Origin of the sequence: Sulfurovum sp. UBA12169, from assembly GCA_002742845.1 — a bacterium.
Classification (GTDB): domain Bacteria; phylum Campylobacterota; class Campylobacteria; order Campylobacterales; family Sulfurovaceae; genus Sulfurovum.
The window spans coordinates 539,588-559,676 of sequence record DLUH01000005.1 but is presented as its reverse complement, the minus strand read 5'-3'; the positions used below and the strand labels follow the sequence as shown (position 1 = coordinate 559,676).

Annotated in this window: 21 protein-coding genes and 1 tRNA gene; 3 read left to right on the top strand and 19 right to left on the bottom strand. The window is 40.1% G+C overall.

Annotation, left to right across the window (positions count from 1 at the left end; translation table 11 throughout):
• Window positions 1-69 precede the first annotated feature (69 nt).
• Window positions 70-1,203, top strand: coding sequence for a transcription termination/antitermination protein NusA (nusA, locus tag CFH81_07860; GenBank protein ID DAB40110.1), 1,134 nt, complete (start codon window positions 70-72; stop codon window positions 1,201-1,203).
• 55 nt (window positions 1,204-1,258) lie between these two features.
• Here nusA and CFH81_07855 read toward each other — a convergent pair whose 3' ends face one another.
• From CFH81_07855 to gap, 3 genes are read right to left on the bottom strand one after another with little or no spacing between them, the layout of a single operon-like run.
• The gene (locus CFH81_07855; GenBank protein ID DAB40109.1) at window positions 1,259-1,948 is read right to left on the bottom strand and encodes a triose-phosphate isomerase; all 690 of its coding nucleotides are present in this window, start codon (window positions 1,946-1,948) and stop codon (window positions 1,259-1,261) included.
• A 37-nt stretch (window positions 1,949-1,985) separates the two neighbouring features.
• Window positions 1,986-3,182 carry a phosphoglycerate kinase gene (gene pgk, locus CFH81_07850; protein DAB40108.1) on the bottom strand — a complete coding sequence of 399 codons (1,197 nt, stop codon included), beginning with the start codon at window positions 3,180-3,182 and terminating at the stop codon, window positions 1,986-1,988.
• Entirely contained in the window at window positions 3,179-4,183 is a 1,005-nt protein-coding gene (gene gap / locus CFH81_07845; GenBank protein DAB40107.1) for a type I glyceraldehyde-3-phosphate dehydrogenase, read from the bottom strand. The genes pgk and gap overlap by 4 nt, the downstream gene beginning before the upstream one ends.
• A gap of 55 nt (window positions 4,184-4,238) precedes the next feature.
• On the opposite strand from gap, the gene CFH81_07840 reads away from it, so the two are divergent.
• Window positions 4,239-5,141 (top strand): ribosome silencing factor RsfS, encoded by a 903-nt coding sequence (locus CFH81_07840; GenBank protein DAB40106.1) that lies wholly within the window; start codon window positions 4,239-4,241, stop codon window positions 5,139-5,141.
• A 120-nt stretch (window positions 5,142-5,261) separates the two neighbouring features.
• Here CFH81_07840 and CFH81_07835 read toward each other — a convergent pair whose 3' ends face one another.
• From CFH81_07835 to CFH81_07795, 9 genes are all read right to left on the bottom strand, one after another.
• Entirely contained in the window at window positions 5,262-6,959 is a 1,698-nt protein-coding gene (locus tag CFH81_07835; protein DAB40105.1) for an arginine--tRNA ligase, read from the bottom strand.
• Between the two features lie 140 nt (window positions 6,960-7,099).
• The gene (locus tag CFH81_07830) at window positions 7,100-7,324 is read right to left on the bottom strand and encodes a twin-arginine translocase TatA/TatE family subunit (GenBank protein ID DAB40104.1); all 225 of its coding nucleotides are present in this window, start codon (window positions 7,322-7,324) and stop codon (window positions 7,100-7,102) included.
• 95 nt (window positions 7,325-7,419) lie between these two features.
• Window positions 7,420-8,049, bottom strand: a complete 630-nt coding sequence (locus CFH81_07825) for a guanylate kinase (protein ID DAB40103.1) — start codon at window positions 8,047-8,049, stop codon at window positions 7,420-7,422.
• Window positions 8,046-8,840, bottom strand: a complete 795-nt coding sequence (locus tag CFH81_07820; GenBank protein ID DAB40102.1) for a hypothetical protein — start codon at window positions 8,838-8,840, stop codon at window positions 8,046-8,048. The genes CFH81_07825 and CFH81_07820 overlap by 4 nt, the downstream gene beginning before the upstream one ends.
• Before the next feature lie 80 nt (window positions 8,841-8,920).
• Window positions 8,921-8,997 (bottom strand) — tRNA-Arg (locus CFH81_07815).
• Between the two features lie 51 nt (window positions 8,998-9,048).
• Window positions 9,049-9,747: a uracil-DNA glycosylase gene (locus CFH81_07810; GenBank protein ID DAB40101.1), complete on the bottom strand. Its 699-nt coding sequence runs from the start codon at window positions 9,745-9,747 to the stop codon at window positions 9,049-9,051.
• Window positions 9,740-10,075, bottom strand: coding sequence for a hypothetical protein (locus CFH81_07805; GenBank protein DAB40100.1), 336 nt, complete (start codon window positions 10,073-10,075; stop codon window positions 9,740-9,742). The genes CFH81_07810 and CFH81_07805 overlap by 8 nt, the downstream gene beginning before the upstream one ends.
• 1 nt (window position 10,076) lies before the next feature.
• Window positions 10,077-10,937: a 4-hydroxybenzoate polyprenyltransferase gene (locus tag CFH81_07800; protein ID DAB40456.1), complete on the bottom strand. Its 861-nt coding sequence runs from the start codon at window positions 10,935-10,937 to the stop codon at window positions 10,077-10,079.
• Window positions 10,938-10,972: 35 nt separating this feature from the next.
• A complete protein-coding gene (locus tag CFH81_07795; protein ID DAB40099.1) occupies window positions 10,973-11,530 on the bottom strand; it encodes a phosphatidylserine synthase in 558 nt (185 codons plus the stop codon).
• A gap of 108 nt (window positions 11,531-11,638) precedes the next feature.
• Here CFH81_07795 and CFH81_07790 point away from each other — a divergent pair, with 108 nt between their 5' ends.
• Window positions 11,639-12,538 (top strand): tRNA (adenosine(37)-N6)-dimethylallyltransferase MiaA, encoded by a 900-nt coding sequence (locus tag CFH81_07790; GenBank protein ID DAB40455.1) that lies wholly within the window; start codon window positions 11,639-11,641, stop codon window positions 12,536-12,538.
• A gap of 108 nt (window positions 12,539-12,646) precedes the next feature.
• Here the strand turns inward: CFH81_07790 and CFH81_07785 are convergent, their stop codons facing one another.
• From CFH81_07785 to CFH81_07755, 7 genes are read right to left on the bottom strand one after another with little or no spacing between them, the layout of a single operon-like run.
• Window positions 12,647-14,137, bottom strand: a complete 1,491-nt coding sequence (locus CFH81_07785) for an NADH-quinone oxidoreductase subunit NuoN (protein ID DAB40098.1) — start codon at window positions 14,135-14,137, stop codon at window positions 12,647-12,649.
• Window positions 14,137-15,663: an NADH-quinone oxidoreductase subunit M gene (locus CFH81_07780; protein DAB40097.1), complete on the bottom strand. Its 1,527-nt coding sequence runs from the start codon at window positions 15,661-15,663 to the stop codon at window positions 14,137-14,139. Before CFH81_07780 ends, CFH81_07785 begins: the two co-directional genes overlap by 1 nt.
• A gap of 11 nt (window positions 15,664-15,674) precedes the next feature.
• Complete coding sequence (locus CFH81_07775) at window positions 15,675-17,570, bottom strand: NADH-quinone oxidoreductase subunit L (GenBank protein DAB40096.1); 1,896 nt, start codon at window positions 17,568-17,570, stop codon at window positions 15,675-15,677.
• Between the two features lie 2 nt (window positions 17,571-17,572).
• A complete protein-coding gene (locus tag CFH81_07770) occupies window positions 17,573-17,875 on the bottom strand; it encodes an NADH-quinone oxidoreductase subunit NuoK (GenBank protein DAB40095.1) in 303 nt (100 codons plus the stop codon).
• The gene (locus CFH81_07765; protein DAB40094.1) at window positions 17,872-18,435 is read right to left on the bottom strand and encodes an NADH:ubiquinone oxidoreductase subunit J; all 564 of its coding nucleotides are present in this window, start codon (window positions 18,433-18,435) and stop codon (window positions 17,872-17,874) included. The genes CFH81_07770 and CFH81_07765 overlap by 4 nt, the downstream gene beginning before the upstream one ends.
• A gap of 11 nt (window positions 18,436-18,446) precedes the next feature.
• Complete coding sequence (locus CFH81_07760) at window positions 18,447-19,070, bottom strand: NADH-quinone oxidoreductase subunit NuoI (protein ID DAB40093.1); 624 nt, start codon at window positions 19,068-19,070, stop codon at window positions 18,447-18,449.
• A gap of 10 nt (window positions 19,071-19,080) precedes the next feature.
• On the bottom strand, window positions 19,081-20,085 hold the full coding sequence (locus CFH81_07755; protein DAB40092.1) for an NADH-quinone oxidoreductase subunit NuoH: 1,005 nt from the start codon (window positions 20,083-20,085) through the stop codon (window positions 19,081-19,083).
• Window positions 20,086-20,089: the final 4 nt, after the last annotated feature.

Here is a 20,089-nt window from a genome sequence, read left to right as displayed (position 1 = left end):
ACACTGTTTTGTTACCTCTTGTAGCGGTAGATTTGAAAAACTATTAAACAAATTGTAAGGAAAATATTTATGGAAAAAATATTAGATATTATTGAAGCGATTGCACACGAAAAAAATATTACTAAAGATCATGCCATTGAAGCCTTTAAAGAAGCGCTTATTAATACCGCAAAAAAACTTACCAGTCACACCAGCACTTTTGAAGTGATGATAGATCCCTCTTCTAAAACATATCAAATTCATAAAGTGATTACGGTTGTCAAGGATGACGATACACGCCTAGACACAGAGCCAGATAGCTACATCTCTTTGAGTGAAGCAAAAGATTTTGATGATTCTATTGAATTAGGAGATCAGCTTAAAGAGGAGTTTATCCTTGAAAATTATGGACGCACCGCCTCTTCAAATCTTTTTAGAGAGCTTGAGTACCATGTCCAAAGACGTATAGAGCAAGATCTTTTTGAAAAATATAAAGAGAAGCTCAATACGATTATGATCGGTGTGGTCAACCGTATTGACGCAGAAGACAATACGTATGTTGAAATCGGGGAGCTAAAAGGTGTTTTAACGCTTAGAAATCGTATTAAGGGTGAAAAATTCAAACAAGGCGATACCATTAAAGCTTTACTGCGCTATGTAAGTGTTGACCCTCAATACGGTTTATTTCTTGAACTCACAAGAACTTCACCTAAATTTTTAGAACAGCTCATGGCCAAAGAGGTTCCTGAAATTGCTGATGGCGTGGTAGAGATCGTCGGCGCAGCAAGAATTCCCGGAGAACGTGCCAAGATTGCTCTTAAAACAGACCAAATGAATGTCGACCCTATTGGTGCGGCCGTAGGCGTAAAAGGGGTAAGAATCAATGCCGTAAGCCATGAACTCAACGAAGAAAATATTGATTGTATCGAATATTCGCCCATCCCGGAAATCTTTATTACCCGGGCATTAAGTCCCGCGATCACGCAAGGCATCAAAGTGGATGCTTCAACAAAAAAAGCTATAGTCAATATCACCTCTGATCAAAAAGCAAAAGCCATAGGTAAAAGCGGTATCAATATTCGTTTGGCTTCCATGCTTACAGGCTATACCATTGAACTCAACGAGGTTGAAGGGGTTGTGGACAGACAAACAGAAAATGGGATGGAGTCCGGTGAAACAGAAAAAACAACTGACACTTCAGCATTGGCGGATCTATTTAAATAAATCCATACGCTCCCCGTCTGTCTAGGTTTAGATAACGGGGAATGACGAACAGTTCTTAATCTATTATCATCCTGGCAAAACTTTCTGCATCCAAAGAAGCACTCCCCACAAGCAAACCGTCTACTCCGCGAATAGCAATAATCTCTTTGCTGTTTTGGGGCTTCACGCTCCCCCCATAAAGCAGTGGCTTCCGGAGTGTTTTCTTTAATGCTTCATGGGTGCTGGCAATCTCTTCAAATGTAGCAGATCTTCCTGTACCAATCGCCCAGATAGGTTCATAGGCAACAATCAGTTTTTCATAAGAAGTATCAATCCCTTCAAACTGAGAAAGAAGGTATTCTACAACACTGTGCTGTCCCTGTTGACGTATTTCCAGAGGTTCGCCTATGCAATAGATAATCTCAAATCCGTGAGATTGAAAGTAGGCAAATTTTTCGGCTATAAACGTTTGACTTTCGCCTAAAATTTCTCTTCTTTCGCTGTGTCCTACAAGAATGGTTTTAATTCCAAACTCTTCAAGCTGTTCTAGCCCTATCTCTCCTGTAAACGCACCGTTTTGTGCCATATAGGCATTTTGGGCCCCCAAAGTAATATCACCGGAAAAACGATCTAAAGCAGTTGCCGGAGGAAAAATATATACTTTATCTCCATCTTTTTTTGCTATGATTTTTGTCAGCAGCGTTTCTATGTATTCTTTTGTGCTCTTGCGTGTATGGTTTGTTTTAAAATTTGCTGCAAAAATCATTTCTCTGCCTTTTTTACTGCTTGGTCTGAATCGCCAATTATCTGAGTGCTTCAAGTCCGGGAAGCACTTCCCCTTCGATTAGTTTTAGACTTGCTCCGCCGCCTGTGCTCACAAAGGTCATTTCGTCTGCATCACCTGCTCTTTGTGTTACATCTGCAGTATCTCCGCCTCCTACAATCGTTGTTGCATGGGTTTGGGCAATATTGTGAGACATTGCAATGCTTCCTTTGGAAAATCTGTCCATCTCATAAACTCCCATGGGTCCATTCCAAATGATTGTCCGAGCATCATTGAGTGCTTCACGAAAAAGTCTAGAACTTGCCGGACCTATATCCAATCCATACCATCCCTTTGGGATCTCTTGCGTAGGCAAAAATTTTACTGTCGTATTTTCAGAAAATTCAGGTGCAACCACCACATCTACAGGAAGATAAAATTTAATATTAAGCTCTTTGGCTTTAGCCATAATCGCTCTTGCTTCATCCAAAAGATCATCTTCCACAAGAGAATTTCCCACTTCATAGCCTTGCGCTTTCAAGAAAGTAAATGCCATCCCGCCGCCGATGATCAATTTATCTACTTTATTCAACAGATTCGTTAATGCCTGAAGCTTGCCTGAGACTTTGCTTCCGCCCACCACGGCAACAAAAGGCCTAGTGGGTTTTTCGATTACCTTGGAAAAGAAATTGATCTCTTTTTCCATGAGGAAGCCTGCTGCTTTGTGCTCTTTGTCAAAAAATTTGGTAATTGCATGGATAGAAGCATGTTTTCTATGGCAGGCGCCAAAGGCATCGTTGATATAAAAATCTGCAAAATCAGCCAATTGTTTTGCAAACTCTTCATTATCGGTTGTTTCTCCCGCTTCGTAGCGAAGATTTTCCAACAACAATACATCTCCCGCTTCAAGTTTGTCTGCTTTTGCTTTAGCGTCTTCTCCCACCACATCATTTGCCATATAGATATCATTTTTGATTTTCAATAGCGTGTGCAGCCTTTTTGCTACAGGAGCCAACGAATACTGCTCTTCATATTTGCCCGGCTCCGGACGCTCGTAATGCGAAGCTAAAATTATTTTGCAATCTCTATCAATACAATAACGGATAGTTTGGAGTGCTGAACGGATGCGCCTGTCATCGGTAATATTGCCAAATTCATCTTTGGGAACATTGAAGTCGCATCGTATAAATACTCTTTTGCCTTCGATATCCAAATCTTTTAGTGTTTTCACCTTCATGATTCCTGCTTTCTGCTTACATGTACTGCCATGTCAACCAAACGACATGAGTATCCCCACTCGTTGTCATACCAGGAAAGTACTTTTACCATATTGCCGCCTATTACCTGAATCGTGTCAAGCGGCACAACCGTACTGAGTTCTTCGCCTACAAAATCTTGAGAGACTCTATACTCTTCGTCTATGCCCAATATGCCTTTATGAGAACCTTCGCTAGCCATTTTAAAAGCATTTTTCACTTCATCAAGCGTGACATTTTTGCTTAATGTTACTGTCAAATCAACCATTGAAACATCAGCAGTCGGCACACGGATTGCCTGACCGTTAAGTTTACCTTCAAGATTTGGAAGCACTTTGGAAATCGCCTTAGCCGCCCCCGTTGTAGTCGGAACCAAATTGGTCGCCCCTGCACGTCCTTTTCTTGGGTCTTTCTTGTGTTTTGCGTCTAAGATAGGCTGCGAAGAGGTATAAGAATGGATGGTTGTCATCAATCCTTTTTCGATACCAAAAACATCATCAAGCACTTTAGCTATAGGGGCCAAACCGTTGGTTGTGCAACTTGCATTTGAAATAATCGATTGGCCCGCATAGCTCTCTTCATTGGCACCGATGACAAACGTTGGAGTGTCATCTTTGGCCGGAGCAGAAAAAATTACTTTCTTGACTCCGTTCTCAAGATAGGGCTGTACACTTTCTTGCGTCAAAAAGGCACCCGTACATTCCAGCACAACTTCTGCACCGTACGAAGCAAAATCTAATTTTGCAGGATCGCGTTCCTCTAAAATCTTGGCTTTGTCTTTGCCTATGCACAAATATCCGTCTCGCACTGCTGCATCTTTTCTGATACCGTGTACGCTGTCATATTTTACGTTGTACTCTAACATTTCTGGCGTACCGCTTGCATTTACCGCTACAAGTTCTATGTCATTTCTGTCGGCAATGATACGTGCCACACATCTACCAATCCTACCCAGTCCGCTAATTGCTACTTTTACAGCCATATTTGTACCTTATTATGCTAAAATTATGCAATTTTACACTAATTGAGGTTATTATTTGGTTAAACAAGAGAAGCCGACTGTAGCGATCTTTGGCGGGAGCTTCGACCCTCCCCATCAAGGACACCGGGCTATTATTGAGAAGGCTGTGCATTCTCTTGATATAGAGAAGTTGCTCGTTATACCCGCCTATCTTAACCCCTTCAAGTTCTCCTCTTTAGCTCCTGCCGCGCTTCGGCTTCAATGGTGTCATACACTTTTTGATCCGATAGAAAAAGTAGAGGTGAGCAGCTATGAGATACAAGAAGGAAAGGGTACTGCCACCTCACAAACCGTAAAACATTTTAAACAAATTTATCACGTAAAGTATCTTGTAATCGGCGCCGACAATTTGACAACGTTGTCGAACTGGCATGAATTTGAGTGGCTCAACAATGAAATCACTTGGGTGATTGCAACACGTGAAGGTAGCCATCTGAAAACTCAAATGCTCAAAAAATGGAAGATTTTAGAGATAAATACACCCGTCAGTTCTTCAAAAATTCGCGACACGAAGCAATTGGAAGATGTTGACATACAGATCAGAGAATCTGTCAAAAAATTATTAAAAGGACAACAAAATATGACAATGGAACAACGTATAGAAAATATCGTTACCTTACTCGATGAAAAAAAAGCTGAAGAGATCGAGGTGTTCAATCTTGATAACGCAGACTACATTGCAAAGCGTGTAGTTATAGCAAACTCGCTCAACGGAAAGCACACCCAGGCACTTGTTGATCAGCTCAAAAATACACTTAAACCAAAAGGTGAAACATTCCTTGCTGCCGATATCAGTGATGAGTGGGCAGTCATTGACTTGGGTGATATTCTCATTCATATCATGATACCAGAATACCGACAACGCTATTCTCTTGAAACATTTTTAAGCGAATTAACAGCGACCCAAAAAAAATTGTAATTAATATACACTTTTTCAATACACAGCGGCCCTCATTCCTGCGTATTGAAAAACAGATTTTCATCCCACCTAAAATATCTACAGGATAAACAAAGTACTCTTTAAAAAAAGAACTTCTCGCTAAATCTTATCGACCACTTCTATCCCAAGAATATCCAATCCCTCTTTAATCGTTCGTGCCGTCAAGCGCGCAAGAGCCAAACGACTCATCTGCAGTTCCTCACAAACCCCCTCTTTTAGTATAGGATTTTGCTCGTAAAATCGCATAAAGAGGGTAGCAAGCTCATAAAGGTAGCTTGTGATTTGGTTGGGGGCTGCTTCTTCTGCTGCGCGATAAAGCATCTCTTCAAAACGCAGCAGCATCACACCCAGACGATGCTCTATCTGATCTTTGATCACGATATGCCCTTGAATTTCTCCGTCAAAACGTCTAAAAATACTTTGGATTCTTGCATAGGCATATTGCATATACAGCGAGGTGTTGCCTTCAAAACTCAACATTTTATCCCAATCAAAAATATAATTAGATTCTCTGTTGATGGAAAGATCAGCATATTTAACCGCGCCGATACCTATAATTTTTGCCAAACTTTCAAGTTCTTCCGGAGAAAGGTTCTCTTTGTCTTTAATGCTTCCTTTGGCTTTGATAACAGCCTCGTCAAGCAAATCTGCCAACTTGACCGTACCGCCGTCGCGTGTTTTAAAAGGCTTGCCGGTTTTATCCATCATGGTTCCAAAAGCAATATGCTCAAGAGTTACATCTTCTGGCACAAATCCAGACTCTTTTGCTATTTTAAATACTTGTTTAAAATGCTCTGACTGTCTGGCATCCACCACATAGGAAATTCTCTTCGCGTCAAGAACATTGGCTCTGTACCTTAAGGCCGCCAGATCGGTAGTAGCATAGAGATATCCGCCATCTCCCTTCTGAACGATCACCGGGATCTCTTCTCCTTCTAAAAAGACACATTGTGCTCCATCACTTTCTTTAAGGAGTCCCTGCTTGATTAAATCTTCTATGACATTCGGAAGGTCTTCATTGTAAAAACTTTCCGCCTTGACATCTTCTCTTGTGAGCTTGATACAAAGTTTGCCGTATACATCTTCACAGTGTCCAAGCGAAATATCAATAAACTTTTGCCAAAGATTAAGACAGTGCTGATCTCCGCTTTGTATTTTGACAACATACTCTCTTGCTTTGTTTGCAAAAGAGTCATCTGCATCAAAACGGGTTTTGGCTTCTTTGTAAAATTGTTCAAGATCCTTCAGATTGGCACTTCCATCACTTCCTTTTTCCTCAAGATAAGCAATTAGCATACCAAACTGTGTTCCCCAGTCTCCTATATGATTTTGACGAATGACCTCATCGCCAAGATAAGTTAAAAGATTTGCCAGGGTATCGCCGATAATAGTCGAACGCAAATGTCCCACATGCATCTGTTTTGCCATATTGGGACCGGAATAGTCAACTACCGCTTTTATGGGCCTTTCCCGTCTGGACACACCAAGTCGCTCGTCTTGCAAAGCCTGTTCACATGCCAAAGCTATCCATGAAGGATGAAGCCATAAATTGATAAATCCGGGCCCTGCCACTTCGACCTTAGCTACAACACTTGTAAGATCAATATGCGATACAAGCTTTTGTGCAATCTCTCTTGGATTTTGCTTGAGTGTTTTGGCCAATGCCATCACTCCGTTAAACTGAAAATCTCCAAACTCAGGTTTCGTCGCTTCTGTTACTGACACTACCGAAGCATCTATCCCAGCTTTTTCAAAAGCTTCTTTGATAATAGTATTTATTTCTGATTTTAATTTCATATATTTTCCATGAATAGGTAGTAGTCTGTTTCCCATTCTCAAGTTTTTGACTAAGAATGCCTATGGACCCTAACGGTGATAAGAAGTTTTCTTTATTTAAAACATATAAGCTTTCCCATAAAGATTATGGGAAAAGATTTTTACACGTTTTCGCTTTTTGTTTCTTTGGCTGGAGCTTCAACTTTCGGTTCTTCTTTGGAAGCAATTTCTTTTTTTTCTTCCTCTTCGTCTTCTTTTACCGCTTTCTTAAAGTCTTTAATTCCCTTTCCTATACCTTTTGCAAGATCTGGAATTTTTTTTGCTCCAAAAAGAAGCACTACTATTGCTAATACAACCAATAATTCCGGCATACTTGGCATTCCCATATCAATCCTTTGTACTCAACTATTGAGTGTAATATAAAATTTTAACAATTATACTCAAAAATGTTTAAGAGCACCTCTTATGTTTTGCACAATAGCTACTCTTTGTTTAACCAGTTTTGAATAAATCTTGTTTCTTCTTCTTTGCTTTGTTTCAGTCTTGCCGCCTTGGCTACCACCACGAACTCTTCGGCAGCTTCTTCTACAATACTGTTAATGATCGTAAAATCATATTCCCCTACTGCACGTATCTCTTCTTTGGCATTTTCTATGCGTTTGGCAATAACAGAGTCATCATCGGTGGATCTGTTATTTAGCCTTATTTTTAATTCTTTGAGTGTCGGAGGAGTGATAAATGCCGAAGTGGTAATATCTCCCATTTTTGCACGCACCAGCCTATGCCCCTGCACATCAATATCAAAGATAACCAGTTTGCCTTCCTCTAATGCTTTCCTTACAGGCTTCAATGAAGTACCGTAATAATTGCCGTGCACCAGCGCATACTCAAGAAAATTCCCTGCCTTAATATCTTCTTTGAAACTTTCTTTTGAGACAAAAAAATAATCTTTTCCATGTACTTCTCCTGCTCTGGGGGCACGCGTAGTAGTGGAGATAGAAAAATAATACTCGCCTATTTCTTTGGAGGCAGCATGAATAATAGTGCTTTTCCCCGCTCCACTAGGTCCGGAAAGCACCAAAATAGCTCCATGACCTACTCGTTTTATCATGCTTTGTCCTTAAAGCGAATCGTGATACTTACCTCTGCGCCCTTAAGCAATTTTCTTATTTTTTTGACTTTCATGCCTGCTATGGCCTGGAATAGCGCCTCTTCAAAAGCCAAATGGGTGTCTTGCTGCTTTGGTTTTATTGTTTGTTTTTCGTCAGTTGGAGCCGGAGATTCCTTATCGGCCTTGTCGCTTTTGGCAAAAGATTCAAAAAATTCTTTTTCGTCTATAATTTCCAATCCATCCTTTACCAATTGACGCTTAATGATTTCAATTTTTCCCTCTTCATTCATTTCATCGCTTACAGCGTAAAGGTCTTCATCTTCATCCATATCCAAAAGATTTTTTATCTTTTCTATCTCTTTGTCATTGAGGATATTTGTTTTCATAAAATCATCTTCCAGCGCCTCTGCGCTTTCATCTTCAAGCGTTTCAGCAGAAAGAGGAAAAATAAAGTGGTCTTTTAGGCGAATGGCTTGATTTTCCTCTTTTTTTACCTCTTTGATCACCTCCATAATTTGCGAGGGCAAAAAAGGTTTTACAATCGTTTTGCCAAATAAACGATTTTCTTCATTGCGGCGCGTCAAAAAAACTGTTTTTGCAGCATTAAGCATATCAATGCGCTCTTGTACTTCATCACTGTAAGATGCGTCATCTACAAAGATGAGATCGTAAGTGTCATCCTTGATCTCATCTGCATTTCCTGCCTCTTCCAAAGAAAATGCTTTATCACGCATACAAAGAGAAAGAAGCCTAGAAACAACAGGATTATTATTGATGAGTAAAATATGCATAGATATACTCCAAAAGGTATTTATATTATTGTAGTATAAATTTGGTTATGTCTTGGTTTTAGGATTTGAAAATTAAGAAATGGTACACCCATCAGGATTCGAACCTGAGACCTTCGGTACCGCAAACCGATGCTCTATCCAGCTAAGCTATGAGTGCACTAAAATTAAGTAGCGATATTTAGGAGTCGTGATTGTAGCAAAATTTTCTTTATTTTTCAAGTAGTTTCATGTTTCCAAATACATTTAATGCAGCGGTATTGGAAATAAACGAATAGTTGTAGGGATGCTCAAGCTCGATCGTTTCAAACGACTGCAAAGAAAACCTTTTTTTCAATTCTTTTGCATGAGTACCGAACAAGATGAGTTTTGGGGCATTTTCCTCCAGGGAATGCAATAGATTCTGCATAAACGGACTCCATGCTTTGATGTGCCTGGAAGAACTTTTTTTATCGGTAAAAACCAACGCTGTATTGAGAAGCAGCACGCCATTTTTTTCAAAATTCATACGCAGTTCTTCTATGGAAGATATAAGATTGTTTTTATCAATTTTTGAGATAGCTTCTTGGGAACTGTCTTCTGCTTTCAAATCTCCTCTTGCTACCAATGCCATCTTGATAAAATTACGAAGACTTGTCGCACGATTGACTTCTTTGCTTAATCCTTTTTCGGAAAAGATACAATCAACCTTGGCATCAATAAAAGCGTAGCCCATGGCACTCTCTTTGCGCGGATAAGGATCCTGTCCGAAAAGAACATAGTTAACTTGTGCTTTTGGCAGCGTTTTAAATGCGTTAAAGTAGGTCTCTTTCGAAGGAAAATAGGCAGAACTATTTTCTAAAAAAGCTTGATAGTCAATATCCAGCGCTCGATAGGATTTATCGAGGATCTCTTCCCAGTCATTATACACGAAACTGTTTCTCTTTTTTGATGCTATCAAACCTGATGATAAGTTCTAATTTATTGAGAGGAATACCCAATTTTTCAGAAATAACCTCTTTGCTTTCTCCCGCGCCAAGCAAAAACATCACCTCTTTTTGGGAGGAGAGATTATCCATAACATCTTTGGCTGCCACACGAGAATCTTCTAAATTTGCAATCATCTTTTCTTTACTATACAGCAACTCTCTTAGTTTTTCATTCTCTTTTTTGAGCGTGCTATTTGCATGAAGCAGTATAAAAAGTATGAATACAAGCGTAAGGAGTGCGCCCAAAATAATATAATCCATTATCTCCATCTTATATTACCTCTATGACAATCAAAAGCATAAATACAAATCCCAAATATCCATTGACTGTAAAAAAAGCTTTGTCTATTTTTGTAAAGTCTTTATGAACAATGCTATGTTCATAAGCCAGCATTCCCGCAGAAAACAGTACCGCCAAACCGGCAAAAATTCCCAAGTCTGCCTCATAAACAAATCCTGCCCAAAATACAACCGTAAGTATATGTAATATGCTCGCTATATGCATCGTATTTTGTGCGCCAAAACGAGAAGGAATAGAATGAAGGCCGTGGGCTTTATCAAACTCAATATCTTGCAGCGAGTAAAGTAGGTCAAACCCCGCAACCCAAAACGTCACCCCCAAACCAAGGTACACTGACCACAGCGTTATATCGCCTAAAACGGCAACAACACCCGCAATAGGTGCAAGCCCCAAACTAATCCCCAAGACTAAATGTGCGGCTGCAGAAAAACGCTTAAAAAACGTGTAAGCGCCCAATACGATCAAGATCGGCAGAGAAAGCGCAAAAGCCAAAGGGTTGATAAGAAAAGCGACCGCAATAAACACCGATGCATTGATCGCAATAAACCATACCATTTGCACTCCGGATACCCTTCCGTCCACAGAAGGCCTGTTTTTGGTGCGCGGATTAAGAATATCGATATCTCTGTCCAAATAACGGTTGACGCCCATGGCAAAATTTCTGGCACTTACTGCTGCAAATATACCTAAAAAAAACAGCTTCCAGCCAAACCAACCTTTTGAAGCAATGAGCATGGCTATAAAGATAAAAGGCAAAGCGAAAACCGAGTGTTTAAACATAACCAGCTCTGAAAAATGAGCCAGTTTTTCTTTCCAAGACAATTTAGTCATAATCATGATTCACCGTAAATTACTTTCTGTATATTTCAAGGATGAGGTATTTTGAGTTTACTGTTGAGTGACCATGCTACCGCTATCACAAGCAATGCAATAACATATACATTTTCCACCAATCCGTAACTATAAATAAGATAGAGCATCCACAGCAAAATTGCACCAAGCGGTGTGGGCACGCCTTCAAAAAACTTTGTCACTCCTCCCACATCTGCTTTTAAGTTAAACTCAACAAGCCTTCGGAGTCCGCTGATGATGTAGAGCACAAAAACGGTCCCTACAATCAACTCTTGCGCCTGGCCCGTCATCCCGGATTGCAACGCATAAAAAAGTAAGAATGAGGGCATAACCACAAAAGAAAGAAAATCCGCAAAACTGTCAAGCTGAACCCCAAAATCTGTAGAGAGATCAAGCTTTCTTGCCACCTTACCGTCTGCAATATCTAAACCTCCTGCAATCCAGGCCAGAACAATAGCGGTCAAAAAATCACCTTTGACAATAAAATAGATAGCGACCACACCGCATGCAATATTTCCAAAGGTGATCAAATTGGCAAGATTAAAACGATTACTTTTATCTAATAAATCCATATATACCCCAATAAAATTTTCTCATTTTACCGTGATTGCGATTATAGGGTGATTATAGCTTTGATGCACCGGTTGCTAGTTTTTTATGGTTTTGCTATCATTCTACTTATGAGCACACCAAAACAACTTGCCCTTATCGGTCCTACAGCATCAGGCAAAACAGCTTTGTCTATCAAAATAGCACAAAAAATAGATGCCTATATTCTTTCTTTGGATTCACTTTCCATCTATAAAGAGATTGATATTGTATCTGCCAAACCTTCTCTTAAAGAGCGTGAAGCGATTGAACATTTTGGGATAGACCACCTTTGTCCCGATCAAAATTTTGATGTCACCACTTTTATTAAACTTTATGAAGATGTTTACGCCTTAGCCTTAAAAAATAAAAAAAATCTTGTAATTGTTGGGGGAACCAGCTTCTATCTTAAGATGCTCCTAGAAGGCATCAGTACTTTGCCGATGATTAGCCCGCAGACAAAACTCAAAACACAAAACTGTTTAAAATCGCTTCATACATCTTACAATTGGTTAAAAGAACTTGATCCTTGCTATATGTCACAAATTGCATCCAATGACTCTTATCGCATTGAAAAGGCTTTAAACATTTACTTTGAAACATCTTTTGTGCCCAGTGAATATTTTAAACAATTTCCTCCAAAACCAACCATCAAAGCAACTCCTTCTATTTATCAAATTGCGGTTGACAGAGAGACGCTGAGATCCCGCATTGCGCTTAGAACCAAACAGATGATAGAAAATGGACTTATTGATGAGATCTGCGGATTGGAAAAAAAATATACACGTAGGCCCAATTGTATGAAAGCTATAGGCATTAAAGAAACTTTGGCATATCTTGACGGCGCATATGATAAAAAAATGCTTCACGAAAAAATTACTGTCCATACAGCCCAGCTTGCCAAAAGGCAAACCACCTTTAACCGCTCTCAATTTGACAACACAATCATGGGAAACGCCCAAGAGCTAGAAAAAATTATTCTTAATAATTGAGTCTTTTTAGTGGGGCTTTGGCTATTGTTTTAATGTTATAAAAAAACGAAACTATTTTATATTTCCGACTCTAGGAAATACCAAAAAACGGGGGGGTCTCCCCTCCTATTAATATCCGCTTGCGCTTATCATATAATAAAAATATGAGACCAATGGCTGTACATAGAAAATTGCCCCGACAGTAGCCACTGTAGCCAAACCAATAATTGCCATTAACGGTTTAGAGAGATTGTAGTACACTACATCCACACTTTTGACCGGCTCTTTAAGGAACATATAGACTACAAGTTTTAAATAATAATACGCTGCAATTGCCGAGTTAAGTCCCATCACAATAGCCAGCCATACATATCCTGCATTGACGGCTGCTTGCATTACATAAATTTTTCCCCAGAATACAGAGAACGGCGGCACCCCTGCAAGCGAAAGCATAAATAAAGCCATAATTACTGCGCCGATCGGCATGATGTTGATAAGACCTGCAAATTTTTCATAGGGGTTGTCAAAACGGTCATCAAACCTTCTTTGTTTATGACGAGAAATCCATAGCATTGCAAAGGCACCAAGGTTGGTAAACATAAAGAGCGCATAATAAAGGAATATGGCTGTGTTGCCTTCAGTTGTATCCAGAGCCAAGGCTGCCACTACGAAACCGGCATGAGAAATCGAAGAGTATGCCAGCATACGCTTGACATCTTCTTGCACCAATGCCATGATGTTCCCCAATGTCATCGTAAGTACGGCAATAATCAATATAATGATTCTTACCCATTCGATGCCCAACTCTATATACATGCCAAAAATTCTGATAGAAACCACAAAAGCGGCTATCTTGGGGACAACAGACATATATCCCGCAAGCGGTGCCGAAGCCCCTTGATAGACATCCGGTGCCCATGTGTGGAAAGGGAAAAGAGAAAGCTTAAAGGCTAGTGCCGTCAACAAGAGTACTGAGCCGCCAAAAATAGCTATCATTATGCCTGCCTCATCCAAACGTGAAGAGAGAACTTCTGCAACCTGATAAAGCTCTACGCTTCCTGTGAGTGCATAAACTACGGCTGATCCCATTGCATAAAATGCTGAGGCAAGAGCGCCCATGGTAAAATACTTAACTGCTGCTTCATACGAATCGCTTCTGTTGTGCATAGCAATTAAAGTATAAAGTGCCAACGATGCTGTCTCAAGGCCTACAAAAATCAAAATTAGATTGTCGCTGGCAACCATAAACTGGAACCCTGCAACCATAAATAAAAAGAGTGCAAAAAACTCAGGGTATTCGTATTCATGAAATCTTTTTGAAGTCAACCCAAGAGGAATGAAGAGCATTGAACCTACTACTATCAATAGTTGCGAAATAATTGAGATGCCATCGATCAGCATTACATCAAAGAAGCCGCGTTCATTGGTATTTAAGCCCATCACTGAACCAAAATCAACCACAAGTATCAATATTGTCAGCATTACATAAAGAGATTTATCTAAATTTTCTTTAAGCAAATCAATACACAAAATGATCAAGCCGCCCGCAATTGCTATCAGCATCGGTGCAAGTGTAATGAGATTGAGACTCTCTAAACTTACTTTAATAGGTTCCAACATTACTTTATCTCCTGTGTTGATTTGGCTACTTTTATCATCTCTTTAGCCTCTTGAGTAATGGCTTTTTCGTCCATAAAACTTAACATCGCTTTGACAGAGTTATTGATCGGCTCCAAAACAGGTTTAGGGTAAACTCCCAGCCATACGACGATCAGCACTAGCGGAACCAACGAAACAGTCTCTCTGACATCTAGGTCCTTAAGTGTTTTATTTGCCTCATGCGTGACAGGGCCAAAAAAACTTTTTTTGTATACAGACAACATATAAACTGCTCCGACAATAATCGACGTTCCCGCCAAAATAGTCATGATTGGCGATACTTGATAAAAACCGATCAAGACTAAGAATTCTCCTACAAATCCGATTGTCAGCGGAAGGCCAACAGATGCCATCAGCATGATTCCAAAAATCACAGCATACTTTGGCATCACTGAAGCCAAACCTCCGAACTCATCCATCATTTTAGTATGTCTTCTGTCGTAGATCACTCCTACCAGCATAAACAAAGCTCCCGATACGATACCGTGAGAAAGCATTTGAAAGACCGAACCGCCGATCCCTTCGGCATTCATTGCAAAAACACCGAGCATAATGATCCCCATATGAGAGACTGAAGAGTAGGCAATCACCTGTTTCATATCTTTTTGCGCATAAGCCACCATTGCCGTGTAGATAATCATAATAATCGAAATGATTGCAATAGGCGTAATTGCAATCACAGAAGCGTCAGGGAACATCGGTAAAGAAAATCTTACAAATCCATACGTTCCCATTTTAAGCAAAACTGCTGCAAGAATCACTGAACCGATAGTAGGTGCCTGACCGTGTGCATAAGGCAGCCACGTATGAAAAGGAAACATAGGCACCTTAATAGCGAAACCGATAAAAAATGCTGCAAAAAGCCACAATTGGTAATTTACAGGAAGTACCAAGGCATACCAGTCTGTAAGCGCAAAACTCCATACGCCGGTAAGATCATGGTAAATATAGGCTACAAACAGCATTCCTACAAGCATAATCAATGAGCCCATAAAGGTGTAAAGAAAGAATTTGATAGATGCATAAATTCTCAAAGGCCCGCCCCATGCACCGATAATATAAAGCATCGGCACAAGCGAAAGTTCCCAGAAGAGATAAAAAATAATCGCATCCAGCGAAAGAAATACGCCTACCATTGTCATCTCAAGGAAAAGAAGAGTAATGACCATGTTTTTAACATTTTTAGTAATATTCATGCTCATCATACCTATAAGTGTCATTAAAGTGCTCATCAACACGATAAAGAGACTGATACCATCTACTCCCAAATAATAGCTCACTCCAAAGTCAGGAATCATGGGAATCATTTCTACAAATTGCATTCCTGCATTATTGCCATCAAATGCAAACCATAGCCATAAAGAGAGAAAAAATTCTATGGCGGCCACTGTAATACCATAGACTCTTGCACTTTCTTTATTGACAACAAACCCCAACAATCCTGCGATTGCCGGGAAAAAAACTAATACGCTTAAAATATTTTCCATCTATCTACTCCTTAACCTAACATTGCCGAAAGCATCGCAACAACAAGGAGCAATATCCCGCCGATGGCCATCCAGTTTAGATAACTTGAGAGGTTACCTGTTTGCATCTTTCTTGTTCCGTCACCGCTTTTATAGAGGAATTTAGCAATGCCGTCTACCGTTGCATCCACTATCTTCAAATCCACATTTTTCCACATCAGATCTGAGATCATTTTGTATGGTTTTGAAATGATCTCCTCATACAAATGAGGAATATAGTATTGGTTAGCAAGGAGTTTATAGAGGAATCCGTTCTCAACTTTTTCATCCCTTTTAAGTCCATTGGCATATTTTTTATATGCTAAAGCAATCCCTCCTACCGCAAATGCAAGCACTATTGCGCCCAATAACAATGCCAGATGATGGGTGTGTTCGCTCATTTCATATTCAGGAAGCAAACGGGTGACAAAATCATGGAATCCGCCTTGGAAAAATCCTGCAATCGCAGCTAACAGTGCTAACGGAGACAGCGCTATAAGAACAAATTTGTACATCTCATGAGGATGGATGCCGAAAGCTTTATATCTTTCATCGCCGTGAAAGGTTAAAAATACCTGTCTGAAACTGTAAAATGCCGTCATTCCTGCAGTCACAACCAAAATAGCCCACAAAACCAATGTGCCTTCATTAAATGCAGTCTCGATAATGGCATCTTTAGAGAAGAATCCTGCCAAAGGCGGGATACCTGCTAGTGCCAATGAAGCCAATCCCATATAAATGTAGGTCCATTTCATCTGCTTTTTAAGTCCGCCCATCTTAAAAATATCAAGCTCATCATGCATCGCATGCATCACGTTACCCGCGCCCAAGAACAATAGCGCTTTAAAAAATGCATGTGCCCCCAAATGGAAAAGCGCTATCCAGTAAGCACCAAGTCCGGCTGCTGCAAACATATATCCCAGCTGCGAGAGTGTAGAGAATGCGATAATTCTTTTAAGGTCTCTGTTTACTAAAGCCATTGAAGCTGCAAAAAATGCTACAAACGTACCAAGTGCTGCAATAAAGAAACTTACCTCGGGCGTCATTGAAAAAAGAGGATTTGCTCTGATGACCAAAAATACCCCGGCAGTTACCATTGTTGCCGCATGGATCAGTGCCGATACAGGGGTAGGCCCTTCCATTGCGTCTGTTAGCCAAGTATGGAGCGGGAATTGAGCGGACTTACCCATCGCACCGATAAAGAGCGCCAAAGCTGCCATAGTTAAAATACTTTCACTAAGGTGAGGAAGTGCTGCGAAAACTTCGTCATATTGCAAAGAACCTACATTCCAGTAAAGAATAAAAATTCCGACTAACATCCCAAGGTCGGCAATACGGTTTACAATGAATGCCTCATTTGCAGCCCATGAAGGCGAAATGGACGGATTTTCTTCTCTTGATTGGTCAGGTTTATGATACCAAAAACCGATAAGCAGCCACGAACAAACACCTACGCCTTCCCATCCTATAAAGAGACCCGCGAAGTTATCACTCATCACAAGAACCATCATAGAAAATACAAAGGCAGAGAGATAAGAGAAAAATCTATTAAAACTTTTATCGTGGTCCATATATCCGATCGAATAAACGTGAACCACCGTAGAAACCAATGTGACAACACTCATCATCGTTACAGAAACTTGGTCAACAAGAAAACCGAATGGTATAAACAGGTCACCCATGCTGATCCATTCCATCATTGTCACATGAATCGGCATGCCTGTTTGATATATATGATAGGCAAGCATCAACGATGCAGTCATTGATACGAAAAGTAATGCCGAAGAGATGACGCCAACAAATGTCTGTCTTGGGCTCATACCAAATAAAGCGGCAAACAGTGAACTAATTAACGGTGCAAATAGCGCTATATATACTAAGTTTTCCATTGTTACCCCTTCATAGTCGCGAGCTCATCAAGATCAAGACTTCCTTGTTTTTTATACAATACGATCAAAATACCCAAACCTACTGCAACTTCACTTGCCGCAATTGCGATTACAAAAAATGCAAACATTTGGCCTGTAAGATCATTATAGTAGTGTGAAATAGCTGCAAATGCAATATTTACCGCATTAAGCATAACCTCTGTTGCGAAAAAAAGCATCAACAGATTTCTCCTTCTTAATACTCCCACCAATCCAATAGAAAAGAGTAGTGCGGAAACGATAAGGTAGTGGTTAAGTCCTATCATTTTGTGTCCTTTTGTTTCAAAATTTCTTCATCTACACTCATATCTTGCGTAAAACTTTGATCCATTTTCTTACCTGCAAGAATAATTCCTGCTATCATGGCAACCAAAAGCATTACTGCTGCAACTTCAAAAGGAATAAGATACTTAGTAAAAAGCACTATACCCACATCTTGAGCATTGCCTACCTCAGGATGCATCGGATAAAGTGCCTGAATATTTTCACTGAAAATGGGTGCCGCAAACATAAGCACTAACACCAAAGCGCTCATTCCGCCCAAGATAAACACCAATGCCGAATTAGTATTTTTTTCTTTAACATCTCTTGTTGCGTCAAAAAACATCATCGCAAAAGAATAGAGCGCCATCACAGCACCTACATACACGATAAGCTGTACAACACCAAGAAAATCTGCACCCAAGATAAAAAAGAATCCAGAGATAAGCACCATCCCTGAGGCCAAAGACGTCATCGCATACAGTACATTTTTACTCATTACGGTGATTAAAAAGAGTATCACCGTTAAAACCGAAAATAGATAGAATGCTATTTGTTCATACATTTATACTCTCCTTAATACGCTAATGGCGTTTTTTTAATATGGTCATCTGCATAAGGTGTCACTGCACCAAATCCATCATATTCTTCTTGCAAACTGAGCTTATCAATTGGCGTCAACATATCTTCAAAAAGTGAAAAACTTGCTCTTTGTTCAGATGCATTCTCGTATCTGGAACCATGGACAATTGCAAGTTCAGGACATACCTCTGCACAATAACCGCAAAAAATACAGCGGCCAAAATTAATGGTGTACTCGCTTACTTCTTTACGCTGATTTTCATCATAACGCGTATTCATGCTAATACAGTTTGCAATACATATTTTTTCACACAGTCCGCATCCTATACATCTGTAATGTCCGCTTTCAAGAAGTCTGAGCATTTCATGTATTGCCCTATATCTCGGAGAAATAGGAAGTTTTTCAAACGGATACTTTACTGTGTGCAGTTCTCCGCGAAAAAGTGAATTTATCATTGCTCTTAGTGTTACCCAAAGTCCGACAAAAAGCTCACCTTTAAAGGTTCTTTGGACGACCTGCTTGAATTTATCAGAACCACGGGTAGGTGTTTGCCCCAAATCAAGCATTCTATACGTTTGTGTACCGATATTTCTATTTTTAAACTGTTCTAAACCCATCTCTTCCTCCTTATACCATTATCACAATACCGGTAATAACCACATTGATCACTGCGATCGGCATCAATACCTTCCAGCACAACCACATCAATTGATCCGGTCTGACATGCGGCCATGACGCCCTCACCCACAACATAAGGAAAAATACAAATGCGATCTTTAGCAGGATAGCCAGCCAGCCCGGAAGAAACCACATATCATTGTAGCCGCCCATAAATACAATTGCGGTCAACACTGAAACCGTAATCATATTCGCATATTCCCCTATAAAGAACATCCCCCATCTCATGCCGGAATATTCAGTTGCATATCCCGAAACAACCTCGGCTTCATGCTCCAAAAGGTCAAATGGTGTTCTGTTTGTCTCTGCAAAACCGCCAATCAAAAAAAGTACAAAGGCTACAGGCTGAGTAAACATAAGCCATGCATGCTCACTGCTATAGTTATTAAAATCAACCAAAGAGAGTGATCCAACAATCATGATGGGTGCCAATATTGATAATCCTGTGACTACCTCGTAACTTAAAAATTGAATTGCCGTTCTTGCTGCACCGATAATTCCCCATTTGTTTGCTTGTGCCATACCTGCAAGCAAAGGGCCGTAAAGTCCTGCTGCCATCATCCCGAGCACAAATAAAATACCGATATTGATATCTGCGGCTATAGAGGGTACAAATGTACCTCCAAGCAGCGGTATCCATGAAGGAATAGTAAAATCCGGAAATACAGGAACGGCTGAAAGCGCTATAAATGCTGTTGCGGCTGTGATGGCCGGGGCAAGTGCAAAAATCAATTTATTGGCATTTTGAGGAATAATATCTTCCTTCGTAAACAATTTGATCCCGTCTGCCAAAATTTGCATCAATCCATAAGGTCCTACATGCATTGGACCCAAACGACGCTGCATAAATGCAAGCACCTTTCTTTCCAGGTAGGTACCAAATCCCGCTACTGCTGAAATGATTGCCAAAATAATAATGGCTTTGATGACTATACCTAATGTTGTTGCTTCCATTGCA